Source organism: Geobacillus sp. PK12 (assembly GCF_004123125.1).
In the GTDB taxonomy this organism is placed as follows: domain Bacteria; phylum Bacillota; class Bacilli; order Bacillales; family Anoxybacillaceae; genus Geobacillus; species Geobacillus zalihae.
In genome coordinates, this window is record NZ_SDKL01000030.1 from 18,163 (window position 1) to 40,239 (window position 22,077).

The 22,077-nt window shown below is 50.2% G+C and carries 21 protein-coding genes and 1 tRNA gene; 17 read left to right on the top strand and 5 right to left on the bottom strand.

The genetic code is table 11. The features are described from left to right. Positions 1-182: 182 nt before the first annotated feature. The 6 genes from ETR37_RS11000 (at position 183) to ETR37_RS11025 (ending at position 5,537) form a co-directional block, all read left to right on the top strand. Positions 183-255, top strand: a tRNA-Arg gene (locus tag ETR37_RS11000). Between the two features lie 331 nt (positions 256-586). Continuing rightward, entirely contained in the window at positions 587-934 is a 348-nt protein-coding gene (locus tag ETR37_RS11005) for a CDI toxin immunity protein (protein WP_020755101.1), read from the top strand. After that, positions 912-1,292, top strand: coding sequence for a hypothetical protein (locus ETR37_RS11010; RefSeq protein WP_050488640.1), 381 nt, complete (start codon positions 912-914; stop codon positions 1,290-1,292). Before ETR37_RS11005 ends, ETR37_RS11010 begins: the two co-directional genes overlap by 23 nt. 1,010 nt (positions 1,293-2,302) lie before the next feature. Further along, entirely contained in the window at positions 2,303-2,791 is a 489-nt protein-coding gene (locus ETR37_RS11015) for a hypothetical protein (RefSeq protein WP_129447260.1), read from the top strand. A gap of 392 nt (positions 2,792-3,183) precedes the next feature. Continuing rightward, positions 3,184-4,698, top strand: a complete 1,515-nt coding sequence (locus ETR37_RS11020; RefSeq protein WP_190300167.1) for a malate:quinone oxidoreductase — start codon at positions 3,184-3,186, stop codon at positions 4,696-4,698. Positions 4,699-4,982: 284 nt separating this feature from the next. Continuing rightward, positions 4,983-5,537: a YpiB family protein gene (locus ETR37_RS11025; RefSeq protein ID WP_015374576.1), complete on the top strand. Its 555-nt coding sequence runs from the start codon at positions 4,983-4,985 to the stop codon at positions 5,535-5,537. A gap of 104 nt (positions 5,538-5,641) precedes the next feature. Here ETR37_RS11025 and ETR37_RS11030 read toward each other — a convergent pair whose 3' ends face one another. The 3 genes from ETR37_RS11030 to ETR37_RS11040 form a co-directional block, all read right to left on the bottom strand. Next, positions 5,642-6,763, bottom strand: a complete 1,122-nt coding sequence (locus tag ETR37_RS11030) for an NAD(P)/FAD-dependent oxidoreductase (RefSeq protein WP_015374577.1) — start codon at positions 6,761-6,763, stop codon at positions 5,642-5,644. A gap of 106 nt (positions 6,764-6,869) precedes the next feature. Beyond that, positions 6,870-7,664 (bottom strand): adenosylmethionine decarboxylase, encoded by a 795-nt coding sequence (gene speD, locus ETR37_RS11035; protein WP_015374578.1) that lies wholly within the window; start codon positions 7,662-7,664, stop codon positions 6,870-6,872. A gap of 136 nt (positions 7,665-7,800) precedes the next feature. After that, positions 7,801-8,640, bottom strand: a complete 840-nt coding sequence (locus ETR37_RS11040) for an MBL fold metallo-hydrolase (protein WP_015374579.1) — start codon at positions 8,638-8,640, stop codon at positions 7,801-7,803. A gap of 357 nt (positions 8,641-8,997) precedes the next feature. Here ETR37_RS11040 and ETR37_RS11045 point away from each other — a divergent pair, with 357 nt between their 5' ends. Beyond that, positions 8,998-9,255 carry a hypothetical protein gene (locus ETR37_RS11045; RefSeq protein WP_015374580.1) on the top strand — a complete coding sequence of 86 codons (258 nt, stop codon included), beginning with the start codon at positions 8,998-9,000 and terminating at the stop codon, positions 9,253-9,255. Between the two features lie 131 nt (positions 9,256-9,386). On the opposite strand, the gene ETR37_RS11050 is transcribed toward ETR37_RS11045, so the two are convergent. Continuing rightward, positions 9,387-10,145: an SDR family oxidoreductase gene (locus tag ETR37_RS11050; protein WP_020755091.1), complete on the bottom strand. Its 759-nt coding sequence runs from the start codon at positions 10,143-10,145 to the stop codon at positions 9,387-9,389. 167 nt (positions 10,146-10,312) lie between these two features. Between ETR37_RS11050 and ETR37_RS11055 the strand changes: the two genes are divergently transcribed. From ETR37_RS11055 to ETR37_RS11070, 4 genes are all read left to right on the top strand, one after another. Then, positions 10,313-10,783 carry a DUF2935 domain-containing protein gene (locus tag ETR37_RS11055; RefSeq protein WP_011230900.1) on the top strand — a complete coding sequence of 157 codons (471 nt, stop codon included), beginning with the start codon at positions 10,313-10,315 and terminating at the stop codon, positions 10,781-10,783. Between the two features lie 67 nt (positions 10,784-10,850). Further along, a complete protein-coding gene (locus tag ETR37_RS11060; protein WP_011230901.1) occupies positions 10,851-11,168 on the top strand; it encodes a YbjQ family protein in 318 nt (105 codons plus the stop codon). 193 nt (positions 11,169-11,361) lie between these two features. After that, a complete protein-coding gene (locus ETR37_RS11065) occupies positions 11,362-11,670 on the top strand; it encodes an ArsR/SmtB family transcription factor (protein WP_011230902.1) in 309 nt (102 codons plus the stop codon). Positions 11,671-11,687: 17 nt separating this feature from the next. Next, the gene (locus ETR37_RS11070) at positions 11,688-12,611 is read left to right on the top strand and encodes a cation diffusion facilitator family transporter (RefSeq protein ID WP_081132479.1); all 924 of its coding nucleotides are present in this window, start codon (positions 11,688-11,690) and stop codon (positions 12,609-12,611) included. A 31-nt stretch (positions 12,612-12,642) separates the two neighbouring features. Here the strand turns inward: ETR37_RS11070 and ETR37_RS11075 are convergent, their stop codons facing one another. After that, on the bottom strand, positions 12,643-13,530 hold the full coding sequence (locus tag ETR37_RS11075) for a LysR family transcriptional regulator (RefSeq protein WP_081132480.1): 888 nt from the start codon (positions 13,528-13,530) through the stop codon (positions 12,643-12,645). A gap of 241 nt (positions 13,531-13,771) precedes the next feature. On the opposite strand from ETR37_RS11075, the gene ETR37_RS11080 reads away from it, so the two are divergent. The 6 genes from ETR37_RS11080 (at position 13,772) to gudD (ending at position 22,070) form a co-directional block, all read left to right on the top strand. Continuing rightward, positions 13,772-15,595, top strand: coding sequence for an assimilatory sulfite reductase (NADPH) flavoprotein subunit (locus tag ETR37_RS11080; protein WP_081132481.1), 1,824 nt, complete (start codon positions 13,772-13,774; stop codon positions 15,593-15,595). A gap of 25 nt (positions 15,596-15,620) precedes the next feature. Further along, positions 15,621-17,342, top strand: coding sequence for an assimilatory sulfite reductase (NADPH) hemoprotein subunit (gene cysI, locus ETR37_RS11085; RefSeq protein WP_081132482.1), 1,722 nt, complete (start codon positions 15,621-15,623; stop codon positions 17,340-17,342). 136 nt (positions 17,343-17,478) lie between these two features. Further along, a complete protein-coding gene (locus tag ETR37_RS11090) occupies positions 17,479-18,210 on the top strand; it encodes a FadR/GntR family transcriptional regulator (protein WP_015374591.1) in 732 nt (243 codons plus the stop codon). A gap of 156 nt (positions 18,211-18,366) precedes the next feature. Further along, positions 18,367-19,377 carry a mannonate dehydratase gene (locus ETR37_RS11095; RefSeq protein ID WP_015374592.1) on the top strand — a complete coding sequence of 337 codons (1,011 nt, stop codon included), beginning with the start codon at positions 18,367-18,369 and terminating at the stop codon, positions 19,375-19,377. A gap of 22 nt (positions 19,378-19,399) precedes the next feature. Then, positions 19,400-20,716, top strand: a complete 1,317-nt coding sequence (locus ETR37_RS11100; protein WP_129447261.1) for an MFS transporter — start codon at positions 19,400-19,402, stop codon at positions 20,714-20,716. Between the two features lie 25 nt (positions 20,717-20,741). Continuing rightward, positions 20,742-22,070, top strand: coding sequence for a glucarate dehydratase (gene gudD, locus ETR37_RS11105; RefSeq protein ID WP_033005630.1), 1,329 nt, complete (start codon positions 20,742-20,744; stop codon positions 22,068-22,070). Positions 22,071-22,077: the final 7 nt, after the last annotated feature.

Here is a 22,077-nt window from a genome sequence, read left to right on the forward strand (position 1 = left end):
TCGATGCGGATTGGAGCGATCGGTGGGGATGGATCGTCGTGCAAAGAAGCCGTCGGCGGTTGAATTGCCGGGAACGAAGAGCGAACTTTGGAGAGATCGGGGGTGGAGTTCTCTATTTTGTTTGTCTATCAGCTATTGAATTTTTAGGCGCAGATGGATAGAATGAAAAAGGAGAGCCATATGGCCCCGTAGCTCAGTGGATAGAGCGTCGGTTTCCTAAACCGTGCGTCGGAGGTTCGAATCCTCTCGGGGCCGTTCCAATGATCCGACTAGTTCGGATGAACATTCGTAAACCCCTTGATACGACTGCGTTTGCAGTCGTTTTTCATTTTTTGGGAATCCGATGGGGTGAATATCATTCTTATTGAGGCAAGGAATGTAGAGTGGCGCTCACGTTGAGTTCAATGCATGTGGAAAAGACATGAAAATATATACAGTACATACAGTGGTGTCGAACGAGAAGCGGGGGACAAACATGACATTATTTGAAGAGTGTGTTTATGCAATAGGCCATGAGAACTTGAGGATGTTAACGAGCGGGGAAACCGAAACATATTTTGATTATTTGTGCACATGATTCCCGATCTTGCCTTGGGGGAGAATCGATTGGGAAAAGGTATCGGAAAAGAAACACATAAAGCATGCATCGGAAGTAGTTGATTGGCTGCGGCAAAGGGGAATTGATCATTACGATGTGATTGTGCTATGGAATTATTCTGATAACCCTGGCATCCAGACGACATTAGAGAGAGTTCTGCATGCTATTGATGATGTGGTGGCAGTGGGGTCAGACACTTTTATTCTTTGCCAACATGGAGAGTATGCAATCGAATGTTTTCATGATGGTGTTGTGACGATCGGTGTTCCTGAAAAGAAGAGGCATTTTCATGCTGGAGAGGAGGGGGAGTCAAATGATCATTGCCAACAACTATAAAGAAATCAAAGACCATTTTGACTTCACAGATAGCATTATAACGGATATCAAGTGGAACAATCCGTTAGATTTGTCTATCACAATCGACTATTATTGGGATGTACAGGAGAATAGAGAGGAAAATAGAACATTCGTGTTGCATTTTACGGATTGCTTGGCTGTAGAGTACACAATGAGGAAGGAAGTCATAGGAATGTCGAGGGAGGATCTCCATTTTGACAGCTTGTTTACCATGATTCGCTTCGAACATGCAGCAGCAGATTCAAGCGGATTTCAGCATTTTCGTATCTATACCTTTGATTATACAGAGCCGTTGCTGCAAATTATTTGCAAGCAGGTTCAGCTGGAAGAAGTGTAGGTCATTGTTGTCAGGGGGGGTAATGATCGCTTTATTTTGGGTAAAGAAAAGGCGAATCGCTCCGCCTTTTTGCATGGATTGACGCACGGGACATAAGCTTCTCGGGGCCAACTGGCTCGATGCGAATGGCCTGTTCATCTCAACTGAGGGATTTACATGCACCGTTTTTCCAATTATAATGATATTTAGAATAACCGTTGCCGTTCGGATGGATGGCAGGTCAAGAGAGGGGGCGGCATCGCCGCTCCTTTTGTATTCATTGCCATGGACGGGAGGGAATGCTTTGTATTCGCGAATTGCCTTATTCGTGGGACAGTGATTTTTTGCCCGCGTTACAAATCGCCCCAATCAGAAGGAGTGCATATCACCCTTTATTATTCCGACAGCAATGATGAGATTCGCCCGCACGATGAACTGTTAGATCTTGTCGATGACAGGAAAGTAATCGATGCGGAATTTCTCCACAGCATTCGACGGGAATGAGAAGGCGATTGTGTACAATTGTTATTTCCTAAGGGCGCTTTTTTTCGATTTCAGCCGCCTGTTTGAGAAATGCCACCGCAACATTGCACCAATTGCTCTCTTCAGCTGTGAGGCCCTCAGCAATGAACTTTCCGTGTTTTCAATGGTGTTTCCCTTTGGCGAAGTGTTGCAGTTTCGCTTTTCCCTGTGGAGCTGTGCAAGCAACACTAACGGAATGACATTCAGTATGACAATCCGGTTGCTGAATGGAGTATACTGGAAGTGAACGATTTGCATCCCCATATGTTTGACTTGACCGAAAAAGCAGTTTGGAAACATCAGCCGAGCCGAGAAAAAGTGATTGAACAATGGGAAACGAGAGTGCTCATCGAAGTATCTTAGCTAGAAAGGAGCGCACCTTGGGTCTGTAAGATATCAACAAAACTGAAAAATGATGTAAGGGATTTTGTCGGAAAATATTTTTTGGACACCCCTGAGGGGCCGAAAAGTCTTGATAGATCAACATTTCTAGAGGGAGGGAGAGGAAATTGGATTTCCGTGATATCCCGCAACTCATTGCCCAAATGCTCATGGAAGTGATTCAAACGCATATACCGCACCAATGGATATACAACGCTGAACCATTCATCAACCCCAACGGCAAGATCAGCTATGACTATTCCGGTGAAGTGAGGAAAATGAAGAAGGAAGAGTTTGCCGAGCTTGTCCGATCGTTGGGGAGAAGTAAGGGCTCGCGATTTTATTGTTCTCCGTTAGATGAGTTGTTAAACAACGTTTACATTGATCAATGGGTGCCGACGTATATGTCTAACTATGGAAAGCATTGGGTGACATACTGTGACTTGCTTAGGGAAACATTTGATCAATGGAAGTACAGCCACTTTGAGATTTATGACGAGGACGGGAATGAGGTCAATGAAGATCTCAACTTGCAACTTGATGAAATATTCGAAGATTTTTTAGAGAATACTTCGCACGAGCCATTTGTTAGAGAAATTGAAAAAACGATTGCCTAATACGATGGATGTCACCTTGAAATGTTTCGGGTGTAGATGGCTTATATGACGCTTTGGCGGCATGGAGCCGTCTTTTTTGCTGCTATAAAATGTGTTTTTCATCAGCCTTCTTGAAAAATCTCTGCGTTTTTTCTCGAGATGGTGGCGAAATATTCAACGATTTTGTAAAATTATTATGAAGGGCGATGTTGGGATGGCTGTGTTGATGTTATGGATATACGATGTTGCATTGAATTATAGTAATATATTTTGTTCAAATTGATAATAGTGACATACTATTAATCAATTGTGTTATAATAAATGTTGAAATCGCCCTCAAAAATAAAAGGGGTATCGGTGGAATCATTTCGAGCGCTCGCTCGATGGTCTTTTACAACTATTCATGGATAGGGATGGTAAACATGGGAAACAGACAAACCAAAACGGATGTCATCTTAATCGGCGCGGGCATTATGAGCGCGACGTTGGGGACGCTCTTGAAGGAATTGGCGCCCGAGTGGGACATTGTCGTCTTTGAAAGACTGGAAGAGGCAGGAGCGGAAAGCTCCAACGAGTGGAACAACGCCGGGACGGGGCATGCGGCGCTGTGTGAGTTGAACTATACGGTTGAGAAGGCCGATGGGTCGATTGACATCGGCAAAGCGATTAAAATCAATGAGCAGTTTTACGTCTCTTTGCAGTTTTGGGCTTATTTGGTCAACAGTGGTATTCTTCGTGACCCGAAAGATTTCGTCCGTCCGCTGCCGCATATGAGCTTTGTGCAAGGGGAAGACAATGTGGCGTTTTTGAAGAAGCGCCACGAAACGATGGCGGCCAATCCGCTGTTTAAAGGGATGGAGTTCACAGATGATCCGAAGAAGCTGGCCGAATGGGTGCCGCTCATGATGGAAGGACGGGTGGTGGACGAGCCGATCGCGGCGACCCGCATCGAATCGGGGACGGACGTGAACTTCGGGGCGTTGACGCGCCAACTGTTTGAACATTTGAAACGGAAGAACGTGGAGATCCGCTACCGCCATCATGTCGAGGATATCAAACGGACAAGCGACGGCTTATGGGAGCTGAAAGTGCGGAATTTGGACACGGGCGCGGTGGAGCTTCATGCGGCCAAGTTCGTCTTCATCGGGGCCGGGGGAGGCAGCCTCCATCTGTTGCAAAAGTCCGGCATTCCGGAAGGGAAGGGAATCGGCGGCTTCCCGGTGAGCGGGTTGTTTATGGTGTGCAACAATCCCGAGGTCGTCGAGCAGCACCATGCGAAAGTGTACGGCAAAGCGAAAGTCGGCGCGCCGCCGATGTCGGTGCCGCATTTGGACACGCGGTTTATCGACAATCAAAAGATGCTGCTGTTTGGGCCATTTGCCGGGTTTTCGCCGAAGTTTTTGAAAAACGGCTCGATGCTCGACTTGTTCACCTCGATCAAGCCGCATAACGTCTTGACGATCTTGGCGGCGGGCGTGAAAAATATGTCCTTGACCAACTATTTAATCCAGCAAGTGCTGTTGTCGAAAGAACAGCGCATGCAAGAGCTGCGGGAATTCGTCCCGACGGCAAAAAGCGACGAGTGGGACATCGTCGTGGCGGGTCAGCGCGTGCAAGTGATCAAAGACACGGAAGCTGGCGGCAAAGGAACGCTGCAGTTTGGCACGGAAGTCGTCCATGCGGCTGATGGTTCGATCGCGGCGTTGCTCGGCGCGTCGCCAGGGGCATCGACGGCGGTTCATGTCATGCTTGAAGTGATGGAGAAGTGCTTCCCAGAACGGATGAACGAATGGCGGGCGAAAGTGAAAGAGATGATTCCGTCTTACGGCGAGTCGTTGATGAAAAACGAAGCGCTGTTGCGGCAAGTGCAAGCATCCACAGCCGAAGCGCTCGGATTGAACGGCCACTTTGCGATGCAGTTGGCGTAGGCCATAGGTCTTAGCAATGGAAAGGAAAGCCGAGAGCCCGTTGCTTAGAAGGAGCAGCCGCCTGGAAATGAAGGGCGGCTGTTTTTCTATTTCGTTTGCCGCTTGGTGTCGGAATGAAAGGGGCCTTGCCCTGTGGTTTTCAGATGCACGGCGGGGCGCAATCAAGTATACTGGAAAACAAAGACGTGAATGGAATAGCAATGGATCATCGAGGCTTGTTGAGACGATCTTGCGCTGCGGCCGCTGTTATCTTCCATGGAGAAGCAGTTGAAGGGGGTGAGGCTATGACGAGATGGGTGTCCTATTCAGAAAAGCGGCAGTTCTTAACAACGTTTTTGCAGCAGCATCGTTTGAAGCATCCCGATGCCCGATTTGTGCTGCAATACTTGCTTCAACACCCCCATTTGCTTGAGAACGTCCATTTTACGGAAACCGAGCAAAAGCAGGCGCGGTGGCTGATCATTTCGACTGCGATGGCGGAAGAGGAAGGGCTCGTCTTTTATCGGCGCGGTCAAAAAAGCACGAGCCTTGCCTCGATTATGGGCGATTTGGCGCTGCATCCGAACGAGACGCTCTATTTGACGCTCCATTTTCCAGGAAAGGCAAGGAATTTTTCGTACCTTCGGCTTATTGATCACCAAGCGTTTGAAAATGTCAGGCGGCACGAGCGGCATGAGAAAATGGCGAAGGCGGCCGAGCAAGTGTTGGATGAGGCGCTGAAACGTCATGAACTATCGGTGTTGAAAATGCAAATTGACCAGGCGCTTGACCGAAAAGATATGGCGTTGTTTCAACAGCTGACGGAACAGTTGAAAAAATACGAAGGACAAAACAGCTAAACGGGCTGCGGGCCTGCATGGGGCAAGCCCGCAGCCGGCGCTGGCCGCTGAACGCGGCAGTTGGGCATCGGGTGGGAGTGCTAGTGTTGCACCGTGAGGCAGCGTCAGGAAGGCGGGATGATGGCCTCGGCGACGTTGTAGTCGAACGAATCAAGTTCAGTCGGGCGGCCGAGCACAAGCTTGGCAAGTTCTGCGCCTAAATATGGCCCGACGGTGAGCCCGGAAGAGCCAAGGCCGTTGGCTGCGTAAAGGCCAGTAAAACCGGGAAGAGCCCCGAAGACAGGGAGAAATCCAGGCGTGCGCGGGCGGAACCCGACCCGTGTTTCCACGTAGGTGCACGCCGACAGCCCTGGCGCGACGGCGAGCGCTTTGTCCAGTATTTCGTGGATGCCGCCGGCGGTGGCGCGGACATCCATCCCCGCTTCATCTTCATGGGTCGTTCCGATGATGATTCGCCCTCCAGGGAAGGCGAGCATATACTGATTGTTCGGGGGCATGACGACCGGCCATCGGTCGGTCTCGCCTGCCAACCATTCGAGATGAACGATTTGTCCTTTTTGCGGGCTGACGGCAAACCGAACGCCCAACGGTTCGAGCAGTTCGCCAGCCCATGCGCCGGCTGTGACGATGACCGCTTCGGCCGTGTATTTCGCTCCATTGACTTTCGCCCCGATGACGCGGGAGCCTTCAAACAGGATCTGGGCGTTTCCGCGGATGTAGGCGGCGCCAAGCTTTTGGGCCGCGTTTGTGAGGGCGTCCCGCACCGACCGGCCGTTCACACGGGCGGCGCCGCTCACATATAGGGCATGATGCTCACCGCCAAGCGGCGGAAACAGCTCCTTCGCCTCATGGGGATGAAGCCGCACGATCTCTCCCATTTCCGGCGCGTCTTCGCGCCGTTTGCGAGCGCGCTCCTCCATTTGTTTCAGTTTCTGTTCGTCCGTGTGCAGCCATAGGGCGCCGACGCGCGCATAACCGGTGTCCGTTTCCCCGAGCGCTTGCAGTTCTTCGATGAGGGAGGGGTAAAACTTCGCTCCGTTTTTGGCCAATCGGTACCATTTTTGGTTGCGGCGCTGCGACAGCCAAGGGCAGACAATCCCCGCCGCCGCACCGGTCGCCTGCCCTTTGTCGCCGCGGTCGATGATGATCACGTTTGCGCCTTCCTTGGCCAAATGGTAAGCGGTCGAGGCCCCTAAAATGCCGGCTCCGACGATGATGTACTTCATTCATGAACACCTTTTCCTTTTTTCTACTAGCATACCATAGACGGCGCCAATCGGGAACCGGTGTGGGCCGGCCCGAAAGCCGGCAGGCGTCAAAAAGGCGCCCGCGTCAAACGGTGTTCGGCATATTTTTTCCGTAAAAGATCTCATCCATTTCCCTTCTCAGCTTGGCGGTTGTTTCATTCGCTTCTTGTTCGCTCAAATCCTCTTTTGCATAGCCAAACAAGTAGTTGTCCAAGTCAAACTGTTTCAACTTGCATTTTGTGTGAAAAATATTCTCTTGGTAAATGTTTACGTCGATCATATCGTACTTTTCGCGAATGTGCTCCGGGATATAATCTTGAATCGACGTAATGTCATGGTCGATAAACAGCTTGTATCCGTGAATGTCGCGCGTAAATCCGCGCACGCGGTAGTCGATGATCATAATGTCGGCGTCAAATGAATGAATCAAATAGTCGAGCGCTTTGAGCGGCGAAATTTCCCCGCATGTGACGACATCAATATCGGCGCGGAACGTGCTGATTCCGTCATTCGGGTGATATTCTGGGTATGTATGGACGGTGATATGGCTTTTGTCAAGGGAAAGCACCACCGCCTCCGGCAAAGGGCCGTCATCTTCGGGCACCTCGACGACCGGCCCCTCGGAAACGAGCATCGTCACGCTCGCGCCCTGCGGAACGTAATCTTGCTTGGCGATGTTTAACACATGGGCGCCGATCATGTCGGCGACACGTTTTAAAAGATTCGTCAGCCGTTCGGCATTGTACACGTCGTCAATGTATTCGATATACGCCTCCCGCTCCTTCGCCGTTTTCGTATAGCAAATATCGTACATATTGAAGCTGAGCGATTTCGTCAAGTTGTTGAACCCGTGCAGCTTGACGCGCGGTGTTTCGTTCATCGACGGGACCCATCCTTTCGTTTTTTCTTAATTTGTCCCGTTGCTGGCGAAGATAGTAATTTTTCATTTGAAATGGAAGAAAACGGAATATGGGCTTGCCCTAATGGTCTATGGCCATTTCCGGGAAGCGTCCGCTTCAGCTTGCCCGTTTCGCTTGATATTCTTGAATGACCGACCGGACAATGTGAAGGGAGTCCCACTCCTTCGCCGAAAAAAAGACGATCGGATATTTTTTCGGGAAAAGCGTTTCTTGAATTTGTTTCGGCGGCATGCCTTTTTCGTATAAATCGATGATGTTGCCTTGAAGTTCAAGCAAGTAATCGAGTTTTCGCTGCAAGGCCTCGCGCCCGTTTGGGAGATAGCCGGCATGGGCGCAGAAGACGTCGCCGAAATCGTATGTCAACGTGCGTTGCAAGGAGGCGATGATCGCCGGGATGTTTTCCTCGCGCAAGATGACTTTCGTTTTCTCCTGACAGTACAAGTCGCCGCTGAACAATTGCCCCGTTTCGCGGTTCAAAAACGCCACATGATCGATGGAATGACCTGGCGTCGGGATGACGTCCCACGTTGCGCTTCGCGAGGAAAACGTCGCGCCGATCGGTTTGGCAACGAACGGGTCGCGCTTGCCCCAAAACACTTTTCGATAGAGCGGATAGTCCGCCTTTTGCTGGCAATAATGGATCATCGGTTCGTTCATGTAGATGGGCAGCCCCATCTTTCGCTGCAAAAATGCCGCGCAGCCGGTATGGTCTTCGTGATAGTGGGTGATGACGACTTGATCGATGTCTTGGTGTTGAAAAAACGAGGTGAATTCGTGCTCCATTGATTTGGCGCCGGTGTCAATCAGCACCCCATCGATGACAAAGCAGCGGACGGTGAGGCGGACGCCTTGAAACGTCGCCGTTCCTTTGGCGATATGCACGTTTTGAACCACTTCTGTTTCAAACCGTTTTTTGATCACTTTCTCGATCAGCATGGCGAACGGGCCTCCTTATTGGTGTGAGGATGTTGTGACCATTATACCACAACAGAATGAATGTTCATTCATTTGTTATTGGCGTTTCACACGCATCATGTGCTTGATGGGATGGAGAAAAGCGATGCTACAGTTAAGCTTACTTCAATCAAGCGTCTGTGAATATCCCCTCTTTTGGGGGATTGAACGTTTGATCAAAAGGAACGATTCGGAAATATGCAGGGGATGGTTTTGCGCAACTTGTATGATAAAATGATAGAAGATCGTATCGGAATGCGGATGCAATGGATGGACATTTGCGCCGACGCCTCCAATGGAGGACCGTCCATATTTCCGACAGGTGAGAAGGGGATGTTCATGAAAACCGTTATTCACGCTTTCGTCATTTCGATCATCGTTCATGTCGTGTATTTGGCATCCACCATCGGCATAGGGTATTGGAAAACGAAGCTTTACAAGCCCGATGTGGAGAATGCTTGGGAGAAAGCGGCCATGCTGCAAAATGAAGTGGTGTTTGGCCACACGGGGTCGCCGATTTTGTATTTGGTGTCGTTTGTTGGAGTGGCAGCGGTCGTCGCTTTGGTAATGCACGTGTACCAAATGGTTCGCGGCTGACAAAAAGGAAAAGGAAAAAGCCGGTCCCGAAGGGGAACGAAACGTGTTGGGGCGGCTTTTCCTTTTCTGTTTTGTTTCTGAAAGATCTATCTCGCCTATAACCGAAAAGGTGGGTGGCAGCAGTGTCGTTGTCAATACGCTGTCCAGCCGGCGTCGGCAACGATCACGGCGCCGTTTAGAAAACTGGCATCGTCGGAAGCTAAAAACAAGGCGATGCTGGCGATTTCTTCCGGCTCGCCTGCACGAGGGTTGAGAGCCGCACCTGCCATGGCCCTCTCCATTCCGAATGGATTGGGCGCAGTGATCGTGGCGCCGATGTTTGTACTGACGCCCCCCGGTGCGATGGCGTTGCAGCGGATACCTTCTTTTGCATATTGAAATGCCACGTTTTTCGTCAGTCCAATGACAGCATGCTTTGAAGCAGTATAGGCGGCTCCGGCTCGCGAGCCATAAAGTCCGCCAACGGAGGCGATGTTGATGATCACCCCGCTTTTTTGGGGGAGAAAAATGGATAGTGCTTTACGAGTCGTACGCATGACGCTTGTTACATTAACCGCAAACACTTTCTCCCACAGCTCGTCCGTCACCTCGGCAGCAGGAACAAAGTTGTCCATAATTCCAGCATTGTTGACTAAAATGTCGAGTGAGCCGAACGCTTGCAACGTCTCATCGATTAATCGTTCCACATGTTCCTTATTAGCGACATTGGCGGTGATGCCGATAGCTGTTCCACCGTTTTCTGTAATCTCTTTGACCACAGCAGACTGCCCTTCTTCGTGAATGTCTGAGACGACTACTTTTGCTCCTTCTTTGGCAAACAACAGTGCTATCGCTTTTCCCATCCCTGAGGCGCCTCCAGTAACAACGGCAACTTTTCCCTCTAATTTCATAGCGCAAGCTCCTCCCTAATTTCAAAACATTATCTTTTCCATTTTGTACCCATGCGCTTGTCTTTTGTCACAGGAAAGATCAAAATATTTTTCTAGTTTATATTAGTGCATACTTCCACTGATCGATCCATACATTGAAAGAAGAGGGGAAACAGGGAGGGAAGAGCGTGCAATTTTACTACGGCCCACACATGCCGCTGCGCGTTTTGGATGAGATTGAATTCTGGAAGCACCAAGAGGAAGAACATACGGTCGTCATTCGCGAGCTTGCGTCTGGATTGGAAGCGCCATATGTAGAAGCGTTGAAAAAATGGGAGGAGGCGCTTTCGGCTGCGCATCAGCACGCGGTCCGTTATATCGAATCGGTGGTTCGGGCCGGCCATTATGTTCCTGAACAACTGCATCAACAAGTGCTCCATTTTGTGTCGTACTGCCTAGAGCAGAGCCTTCAGTTCATCGAATTATGCCGGCAAATCAAAACCCGCAGCAAAGCCGTCAGCCAAAACCCGACCGCCAAGGTGGTGCTCGATCACATCATTCGCGAATCGGAGTATTTTGTCGGCATCGCGCAGTTGTTGCTGTACGGTACTCATTCGGCATTGGCTGCACTGCGGACAGATTCATCGGCGACGTCATAGATGCAATGTAGTATAATGGAATTGGGTGCTTCCACCTATTATGATGAGCCACGAGGGGGACATAGCTGTGATTGTCACGACCACCAATACCATTGAGGGAAAAGAAATTGAAGAGTATTTGGGCATCGTAGCGGGAGAGGTCATTTTGGGCGCCAATGTCGTCCGTGATTTTCTCGCCAGCATCACCGACATCATCGGCGGGCGGAGCGGAACGTATGAAAGCAAGCTGGCCGAAGGGCGGGAGATGGCGATCAAGGAGATGGTCAATAAGGCGAGAAGCCTTGGCGCCAACGCCGTCATCGGGGTGGATCTCGATTTTGAAACGCTGCGCGACGGCATGATGATGTGCATTGCGACGGGGACGGCGGTGCGGCTGAAATCGTAATGGGAAAGCAGCGGGTCTATCGGCCCCTGCTTTTTTTTGCTTTGTCGGCTGTCGTTGTGGGGGTGTCAGTGCATCGGCTGTTGATGCTGATGGGGTTTTGCAGCTTGAAATAGGATTGACAGAAGAAAAAAAAGCGGTTTATGATTCGCATATATGAACAAATGCTCATATATTAAAATGTGAGGGAACAGCCATGAACGCAGAGGATCATTCGTTTTTAGATGAAAGTGTGATTGAGGAAGTGTCACGGATCTTTAAAGCCCTAGCGGATCCGACTCGGATGAAGATGTTGTATTTGTTGTCGCAGGAAGAATGCCATGTAGGCCATATTGCGGAAGTGCTCGGCATGTCGCAATCGGCGGTTTCCCATCAGTTGGCGCTGCTTCGGACGTTGCGGCTTGTGAAATATCGCCGTGAGGGGAAGATGTTGGTTTACTCATGTGATGACGAACATGTCATATCGTTGCTAAAGCAGGCGATTGATCACGCACAACACCAATAAATAAGGAGAGAAGATGGATGCATCATCACGCGCACGGCCATTGTGATCACCATCACGGGCATCATCACGGCAGAGAAGGAAATCAAAAAGGGCTGGCGATTGCCCTCGGTGTAACGATCGGGATCATGGTGCTCGAGTTTGTCGGCGGGCTTGTGACGAACAGCCTTGCTCTTCTTTCGGATTCGGGGCATATGCTGAGTGATGCCATTTCGCTTCTGTTAAGCCTGGCGGCGGTTTGGCTGGCGGCGAAGCCCGCGTCGCCGAAGAGAACGTATGGATTTTACCGGTTCGAGATTTTAGCGGCGCTAGTAAACGGGGTCACGTTGGTGGGGATTGCCGCTTGGATTATTTGGGAAGCGGTCGCGAGGTTTGTGAATCCACCTGCTGTCGCGAGCGGGCCGATGATGGCCATTGCTGTCATAGGGTTGCTGGCTAATTTGGCAAGCGCTTGGGTGTTAATGCGCAAAGGGGATGTCAAAGAGAACGTCAATGTCCGCAGCGCCTATCTTCATGTGCTTGGCGATGCGTTAGGCTCGGTCGGGGCGATCGCGGCGGGGCTTGTCATCTGGCTGTTCGATTGGTACGCGGCTGATCCGCTCATTTCCATTGCGGTGTCGGTGCTGATTTTAAAAGGGGCGTTGGCCGTGGTGAAACAGACGGTGCATATTTTAATGGAAGGAACGCCGGCGGCGATTGACCATGGGGAAGTAAAAGCGGCGCTCTCCGGCATTGATGGCGTGATCGATGTGCACGATTTGCATATTTGGACGATCACCTCGGGGCTTGATTCGTTAAGCTGCCATTTGCTCATTGAGGAAGGTTGCGATGGGCAGGCGGTTTTGCAGCGGGCGATTGATTTGATCGAGACGCGCTTTCACATTCGCCATGCGACGATTCAAATCGAAATGCCGCATATTCGCCATGGGGAGATGGAAGTATAGGGGAGGGCTGCCAAGCTTCTCCCCGTGTTTTTTAGGATCTCCAATTGTGTTGCAACGTTTCAAGGAAGATACGTACATTTTGCTTGTTTTCCATAATCGGTGCACAAATATAGGAAAACATTCGGTAAAACGGTGGATGGTTCAAGTGAACGATGGACAGGTGGCCGTGCTCGATGTCGCGGGCGACGACGCTGCGCGACAGCAAGGACAGGGCGTTGCCGTTGATCAGCGTTTCTTTAATGCCTTGGTTGCTGCTGATGATCATGAGCGATTGGATTTTCAGCCCGTTCGAGCGGATGAAATGGTTGAAATATTCCCTTGTTCCCGACCCGACTTCGCGCGCCACCCACGCCTCGTTTTGCAGCTCGCCGATCGTGACTTCGCCTTTTTGCGCTAGCTCGTGCCGCTTGGAGGCGACGATGACGAGCTCGTCTTGCATAAACGGGTGGACGGACAATTCTTTTTCGTTCGTTTGCCCTTCGATCAAGCCGATGTCGACTTGATACGATTTGACGAGTTCGACAATTTCTTTCGTGTTGCCGATCATCACCTCAAGCTCCAATTCTGGATAGCGCTTTTGGAAATCGGGCAAAAGCGGGGGCAAAATATACTCTCCAATCGTAAAGCTGGCGCCGATGGTCAATTTGCCTTTCACTGAGTGATGGTGCTCCAAAATGTCTTGCTTCGTTTGTTCATAGAGCGCCATCATTTGTTTGGCGCGATCGTACAAAAGTTCACCTGTCGGCGTCATGCGCAGCCGCTTTGGGGAGCGGATGAACAGTTTCGTTTGAAACTCTTGTTCTAAATTTTTGATGTGCAAGCTGACGCTTGGCTGCGACAAATGGAGAATTTCCGCTGTTTTTGTGAAATTTTTCACTTCCGCCAATGTAATAAATGTTTTCAGTTCGTCATAGTACATCTTCATTCCTCCTGCCCATCGCTCGATCGTTGTTGCAGAGAGTATCTATTATAAAAATTAATAGTTTCAATAATTTATATTTATTTTACTAATGTTTTGTTTTGCGGTAAAGTGTAAATATGATATCTTCGATAAAGTATACTTGCCTTATAGGAATAATGGAATTTGACGCTCGTTCTGTCGTTGAGACCGAAACGACGTCAATCGTTCCATTTTATTTTATATTGTGAGGTGGACACCGTTGCAGCTGCAAGTAACCAACAGTCCGTTTACCCAGGAGCAGATTGAGCTCTTGAATCGTTTGTTGCCGACGTTGACGCCGTCGCAAAAGCTTTGGCTGAGCGGGTATTTGGCTGCTGCCGAGGCGGCGGTTGCCGTTTTGGATGCCGAAGCGCCAGCGCTGTTTGCTGGAAGCAGCAAACCGGTTTCGAAAGAAGTGACGGTATTGTACGGCTCGCAAACCGGCAATGCACAAAAGTTGGCTGAGAAAGCCGGCAAAGCGCTCAAAGAGCGTGGGTTTGAAGCGAAAGTGTTGTCCATGCTTGACTTTAAACCGAATGAATTGAAGAAAGTCGAGACGCTGCTTATCGTCGTGAGCACGCATGGGGAAGGCGATCCGCCAGACAACGCGGTGTCGTTTTACGAGTTTCTCCACAGCAAACGGGCGCCGAAGCTGAATCATTTACGCTTTTCCGTCTTGGCGCTTGGCGATACGTCGTATGAACATTTTTGCCAGACGGGGAAAGATTTTGACAAGCGGCTCGAGGAGCTCGGGGGAGAGCGGTTTTATCCGCGCGTCGACTGTGACGTCGACTACGAGGAAGCGGCGGCGAAATGGCTTGACGGCGTGCTTGCCGAGCTGAGCAAGGGGATCAATGCCGAGGCCGCGCCAGTGTTGTCGGCCGCTGCGGCCGTGCCGAAAGCCGAACCGGCGGTCGTCTATTCGCGGAAAAATCCGTTCCCGGCTGAGGTGCTGGAAAACATCAACTTAAACGGCCGCGGATCGAACAAAGAAACGCGCCATCTCGAATTGTCTCTTGAAGGATCGGGGTTGAAGTATGAGCCGGGCGATGCGCTTGGCATCTTCCCGAAAAACGATCCGGAGCTTGTCGATCTCATCATTCAAGAAATGAAATGGAACCCGGAAGAAACGGTGACGATCGACAAAGACGGGGAAGTGCGGTCGCTCAAAGAAGCGCTCACGTCCCATTTTGAAATCACTGTGTTGACCAAAGCGCTGTTGCAAAAGCTTGCGCCGCTGTCGAAAAACAGCGAGCTTCAAGCGCTCGTTGCCCCAGGCAATGAGGTGAAGCTGAAAGAATACGCCAAAGGCCGCGACTTATTGGATGCGTTCCGCGACTTCGGCCCATGGGATGCGGCGCCGCAACAAGTCATCTCGATTTTGCGCAAAATGCCTCCGCGCCTGTATTCAATCGCGAGCAGCTTAGCGGCCTATCCAGATGAAGTGCACTTGACGATCGGCGCGGTCCGTTATGAGTCGCACGGCCGCCTGCGCAAAGGGGTGTGCTCGACGTTCTGCGCCGAACGCGTCCAAATCGGCGATACGTTGCCGGTCTTTGTGCAGCCGAACCCGAATTTTAAGCTGCCAAAAGACCCATCGACGCCGATCATTATGATCGGTCCAGGCACTGGGGTTGCGCCGTTCCGCGCTTTTATGCAAGAGCGCGAGGCCATCGGGGCGAAAGGAAAATCGTGGCTCTTTTTCGGGGACCAACACTTTATGACCGACTTCCTGTATCAAACCGAATGGCTCGCATGGTTGAAAAGCGGTGTGCTGACCAAAATGGATGTCGCCTTCTCTCGCGATACGGAGAAGAAAGTGTATGTGCAGCACCGGATGATTGAACGAAGCAAAGAGCTGTTCGGTTGGCTTGAGGAAGGTGCTGTCGTCTACGTATGCGGCGACAAACAACACATGGCGCGCGACGTCCATCAGACGTTGATCGAGATTATCGAAAAAGAAGGCGGAATGAGCCGTGAACAGGCGGAAGCGTATGTCACGGAGATGCAAAAGCAAAAACGATACCAACGCGACGTCTATTAATCTCAAAGAAGGAGTGGAATCGGAAATGGCGAAAGTCGAGTTAAAAGCGCCGGACGGACCGCCAAGCGATGTGGAGCGCATCAAGCAGGAAAGCCGTTACTTGCGCGGCACGCTTGCCGAAACGATGGAAGACCCGCTCAGCGCAGGAATTCCAGAGGATGACAACCGGTTGATGAAATTCCACGGCAGCTATTTGCAAGACGACCGCGACGTGCGCACCGAGCGGCAAAAACAAAAACTGGAGCCTGCATACCAGTTCATGGTTCGCGTCCGCACGCCGGGCGGGGTGGCGACGCCGGAACAGTGGCTTGTCATGGATGAGCTCGCCCGCAAGTATGCGAACGGCACGTTGAAGCTGACGACGCGCCAAGCGTTCCAATTGCACGGCGTCTTAAAATGGAACATGAAAAAAACGATGCAAGCCATTAACAACGCGCTGATGACGACGCTTGCGGCCTGCGGCGACGTCAACCGAAACGTCATGTGCAACCCGAATCCGTACCAATCGGAAGTGCATGCGGAAGTGTATGAATGGGCGAAGCTGATCAGCGACCATTTGTTGCCGCGGACGAGGGCGTACTACGAAATTTGGCTGGACGACGAGAAAGTGGCGGGCACGCCGGCGGTTGACGGCGAAGAAGAGCCGATTTACGGACCGACGTATTTGCCGCGGAAGTTTAAAATCGGCATTGCCGTTCCGCCGTCGAACGACGTCGATGTGTTCTCGCAAGACATCGGGTTCATTGCCATTGTCGAAGACGGCAAGCTCGCCGGGTTTAATGTCGCCATCGGCGGCGGCATGGGGATGACCCATGGGGACAAAACGACGTATCCGCAGCTTGCCAAGGTGATCGGCTTCTGCCGGCCGGATCAAGTGGTCGAGGTGGCGGAGAAAATTATGACCGTTCAGCGCGACTACGGCAACCGCTCATCGCGCAAACACGCCCGCTTCAAATACACGATCGATCGGCTTGGGCTGGAAGCGGTGAAAGAAGAAATTGAGCGCCGCCTCGGCTGGAGGCTCGGCGAAGCGCGCCCGTACCATTTCGAGCATAGCGGCGACCGCTACGGCTGGGTCGAAGGCGTCAATGGGACATGGCATTTCACGCTCTTTGTCGAAGGCGGCCGCGTCAAAGACTACGACGATTACAAGCTGATGACCGGCCTGCGCGAAATCGCGAAAGTCCATACCGGCGATTTCCGGTTGACGCCAAACCAAAACTTGATCATCGCCAATGTCACGAGCGAGAAAAAGCCGGAAATCGAGGCGCTCATCGCCAAATACGGCTTGACCGACGGCCGCCGGTACACCGCCTTGCGCCGCAACGCGCTCGCCTGTGTCGCCTTGCCGACGTGCGGTTTGGCGATGGCGGAAGCGGAGCGGTACTTGCCGAAACTGCTCGATAAAATCGAGGAAATTATCGATGAAAACGGTTTGCGCGACGAAGAAATCACGATCCGCATGACGGGCTGTCCGAACGGCTGCGCCCGCCACGTGCTCGCGGAAATCGCCTTCGTCGGCAAAGCGGTCGGCAAATATAACATGTACCTTGGAGCCGCGTTCAACGGCACGCGCCTTGGCAAACTGTACCGCGAAAACATCGGCGAGGAGGAAATTTTGCGCGAACTGCGCATGCTCCTATCCCGCTATGCGAAAGAGCGTCTTGACGGTGAACATTTCGGCGACTTCGTCATCCGCGCCGGCATCGTCAAAGAAGTGACGGATGGGACGAATTTTCATGATTGAGGGCGAATAATGGATCAAAACCAGCTTCTCCTTGGCGAAAATGAAAAGGAGGGGCTGGTTTTTATTGTAATTTCTATATTGTGAAGCGTTCGAATTTGTCTTACAATCATAATATAGTGAAGGGAAGGTGAGGAACATGAGTGAACACGACATATTTGTAAAATCGGTAAATCGAAATACGTTGTCCAAACAGGTCATTGAACAGATTGTTCAGCTTTTGGCAAGCGGTCAAGTGAAGCCAGGCGATAAATTGCCGCCAGAGATGGAATTGATGGAGAAGTTAGGGGTCAGCCGGCCTGTACTGCGCGAAGCGTTGAGCTCGCTTGAGACAATGGGGGTGATTACACGAAAGACGCGGGGCGGGACGTATTTTAACGACAAAATCGGCAGTGAGCCATTTTCGGTGATGTTGGCATTGTCGATCGACAATTTGCCTGCTATTATTGAAGCTCGAATGGCGTTAGAGTTGGGGCTTGTGACAATAGCTGCAGAAAAAATCACCGATGAGCAGCTCGAGCAATTGAAAGAAACGATTGATATGATCGCGGATAGCGAAGATGATAATTATGGAGTGTACGACAAGCGTTTCCATAAAATTATTGCGCTAAGCGCCAACAATCCTGTCGTAGAAGGCATGATTTTTTCTTTGCTCATCACTCATGAGAAAATGGATCGGCTCATTCGGACGCGCGATCGTGAGATAACAGTTGAACATCACTTGGCCATTTATCATGCTTTAAAGAAGCGAGACCCATATGAGGCTTTTGCGCAAATGTATCGGCATTTAAGCTTTGTAAGGGAAAAACTTTTGAGTTACGAGCAACAGTGGTTAGAAAACACAACAGTTTTGACCAGCGATCCAATGTAAGGGGAAAGGGCTTTTGCCCTTTTATTTTTTATTTTCGGAATTGACTATAAAATAAATTTGTATTACAATTTTACATGAATACAATATTACATATTTTTAGAGGGGAGGCTATATCGAAGAGGACATTTCGATTCATACGCAAAGGAGGAAGCGACGATGATGAAAATTTCAGTGACGGTTTATTCAACGGATTTGAGTGATGCGGAATTGAGACAGTTGAGTCAGCTTGGCGTCGATTGTATTGACTTTGGCAGCGGATCGGCATTTCGAGGGGTGAAAGAACAAGGATACCCGGATCTTGACGAACTGCTGAAACTGAAGCGGCGTTTGCGTTCTTTTGGACTTGACATCAACCGTGTCACACTTCCTGATTTAACAAAGAATTTTATGGAAGGGAACCATGATGGTGAAAAAGAGCTGGAAAATTCTGTTCAGGCGCTGAAAGTATTTGGCGAAGCAGGTATTCCAATTGTTAGACAGCGATTTGAAGGAGATACATTTCCGCATCTAACTGTAAAGTATCGAGCTTTGCACAGGGGAGGAGCCATCGCGCGCGGCGAAATGCTTCTGACGAACGAGATGAATGGTGAACAATTGGTAAAGTCGTTTGAAACAAATTGGAAGCGTTTTTGTGAAGCATATCGACGGCTTGTGCCGATTGCTGAGGAGTATGGGGTGTCCATTGGCATGCATCCATCCGATGTTCCTCATCCCGGCACTTTATTTGGCGGCCTTGGCTACCAGCGAATTATTGATGAATTTCCCAGCCGGCATGTCGGCTATATATATTGCATCGGGACGCGGGCAGAAGAGGGAGGGAGTTCGCTCGTCTATGATGAAATACGCCACTATGGGAGAAAAGGGCGAATTTTCCTCGTTCATTTCCGCAATGTCCGCGGCAGCTTGCCGACGACAAAAGCGTTTGAAGAGGCGTTGCTCGATGACGGCGATCTGAATATGTGCAGAATCTTGCTAGAATTATATAAAGTAGGCTTTCGTGGTTGCTTAAATCCAGATCATGTTCCGATTTTAGAAGGAGCCGCATATACAGAGCATCCTTCTTGGCCCAACACATGCATCCACTGGAGTTACAACAATGTTGGTTATGCCTATTCGATTGGATATATGAAAGCGCTGTTGGCGGCGTTGGTTGAGTTTGCGGGATAAAACGATTAGGGAGGGTCAGACAATGGGGGAGACGGTAAAAAGGACGAGAGTTCGCTATCTTATTTTAGCGATTTTATTTGTTGTAACCGCTATCAATTATATTGATCGTTCAGCGTTAAGCATCGCCGCTCCGGTGATGAAGGAAGATTTAGCATTGGATGCGGTCGCTTTAGGGTTTGCATTTTCAGCGTTCAACTGGGCGTATACGTTTATGCAAATTCCAAGCGGCTGGCTGCTTGATCGTTTTGGCACACGACTTGTGTATGGCATAGGGTTGTTTACATGGTCGCTGTTTACGGGACTGCAAGGGCTCGTTACTGGGGTTGCCATGTTGTTTTTATTCCGGTTTATTGTCGGGCTTGCCGAAGCTCCCTCGTTTCCTGGCAACAGCCGCCTGACAACGATGTGGTTTCCAACCAATGAGCGGGGGAAAGCGGTGGCCACTTACAATTCGTCTCAATATTTCGGGCTCGCTTTATTCACTCCCGTTTTAGCTTCTCTCCTCAATGTTTATGGGTGGCCAGCCATCTTTTATGTGGCAGGGGGAATGGGGATCATTTTGACGTTTGTTTGGTTTAAGCTGATCCATGATCCAAAGCGCCATCCGCTGGCCAATCAAAAAGAGCTTGAGTATATCGAACAAGGCGGAGCCTTAGTGGATGCGAGTGAACAAAAATCGCCTATTAAATGGTCGCACGCTCGCTTGTTGCTGACGAATCGACAAATGATCGGCATTTACATTGCCCAGTTTTCCTTAAATACGATCGTATGGTTTTTCTTAACATGGCTTCCAACGTATCTTGTGCAAGAAAAGCATTTATCCATTTTGAAAGCAGGTTTCGTTACATCGCTCACATATGCCGCTGCCTTCTTGGGTGGAATATTGGCCGGCTATTGGTCGGATTCGATGCTGAAGCGCGGCAAATCGCTGGCGGTGGCCCGAAAAACACCGATCATCATCGGTTTCCTGCTATCAAGCTGCATTTTATTGGCGAACTATACAAATTCGCCCGCGCTCATTGTTTTGATTTTATGTGTTTCGTTTTTCGCCAAAGGGATGGCAGGACTGACATGGACGCTGGTCGGGGATATGTCGCCAAAAGAGATCATTGGGCTCAGTGCAGGGATATTTAACACCTCTGGGAATTTGGCGGGGATTGTCACTCCCATTGTTGTAGGCTTTATTCTTGAACATACCCATTCGTTCAGCTACGCACTGCTGTTTATCGGCGTTGTGTTGTTGATTGGCGCACTGTCCTATATGTTTATCGTCAACAAAGTGGAGCGTTTGCAGCTTCCGCATGAGCAAGGGCAAACAGCGAAAAGTGTAAACGCTTAATTGGAAAGGGAGAGTCGAAGCGTTGATGAAAAGGAACGTTCCTGTTGTCACGGAAATGATCGTCATCCCGGTTGCAGGCTATGATAGCATGCTCCTTAACTTAAGTGGAGCTCATGCACCATTTTTCACACGAAACATTGTTTTGTTGAAAGACAACTATGGAAATATAGGAGCCGGAGAAGTGCCGGGGGGAGAAAAGATTCAAAAAACGCTAGAAGAAGCGAAACCTCTTGTTGTGGGAAGAGCGGTCAGCGATTACAAAAACATTTTGCGTCGGATATCCGAAACTTTTGGCGATCGAGATAAAACCGGCAGGGGAAACCAAACCTTTGACCTACGGACAACCGTACATGCCATAACAGCCATCGAAGCCGCACTGCTTGATTTGTTAGGGAAGTTTTTGGAAGTCCCAGTTGCAGCTTTGCTGGGTGAAGGGCAACAGCGGCAGTCGGTGAAAGTTCTCGGTTACTTGTTCTATATTGGAGACCGCAAGAAAACGGATTTGCCATATCGGGAACCGCAAGACCGGGATGGATGGTTCCGCTTGCGGGATGAAGAAGCATTGACAGCAGAAGCGATTGTTCAGCTCGCAGAAGCCGCCTATGAACAGTACGGATTCTCGGATTTTAAATTAAAGGGCGGCGTGATGCCGGGAGAGGAAGAAATAGAAGCTGTTGCGGCGCTAGCCAAACGGTTTCCTAAAGCGCGAATCACCTTGGATCCAAACGGGGCATGGCTATTGGAAGAAGCTATTCGTTTATGCCGGAATATGCATCATATCTTGGCTTACGCAGAAGATCCGTGCGGTGCTGAAAACGGCTATTCTGGGCGTGAAATATTGGCGGAATTCCGCAAAGCGACCGGCTTGCCGACAGCAACAAATATGATCGCTACGGACTGGAGGCAAATGGGGCACGCCATTCAGCTTCATGCCGTAGATATTCCGTTGGCTGATCCGCATTTTTGGACGATGCAAGGTTCCGTCCGTGTGGCGCAAATGTGTCATGAATGGGGATTGACATGGGGATCGCATTCCAACAACCATTTTGATATTTCGTTAGCCATGTTTACCCATGTTGCTGCTGCGGCGCCGGGAGAGATTACGGCGATTGACACGCATTGGATTTGGCAAGATGGGCAGCGATTAACGAAAGAGCCGTTTCAAATTGTGAATGGCCTGATTGATGTTCCCGATCGACCAGGTTTAGGGATTGAGATTGATATGGAGCGAATTGAAGAAGCGCATCAGCTGTATCAAAAATGGGGAAGAGGAGCTCGCGACGACGCCATGGCTATGCAGTACTTAATTCCTGGATGGACCTTTCATCCGAAAAAGCCTTGTCTCGTCCGCTAGCGATCAT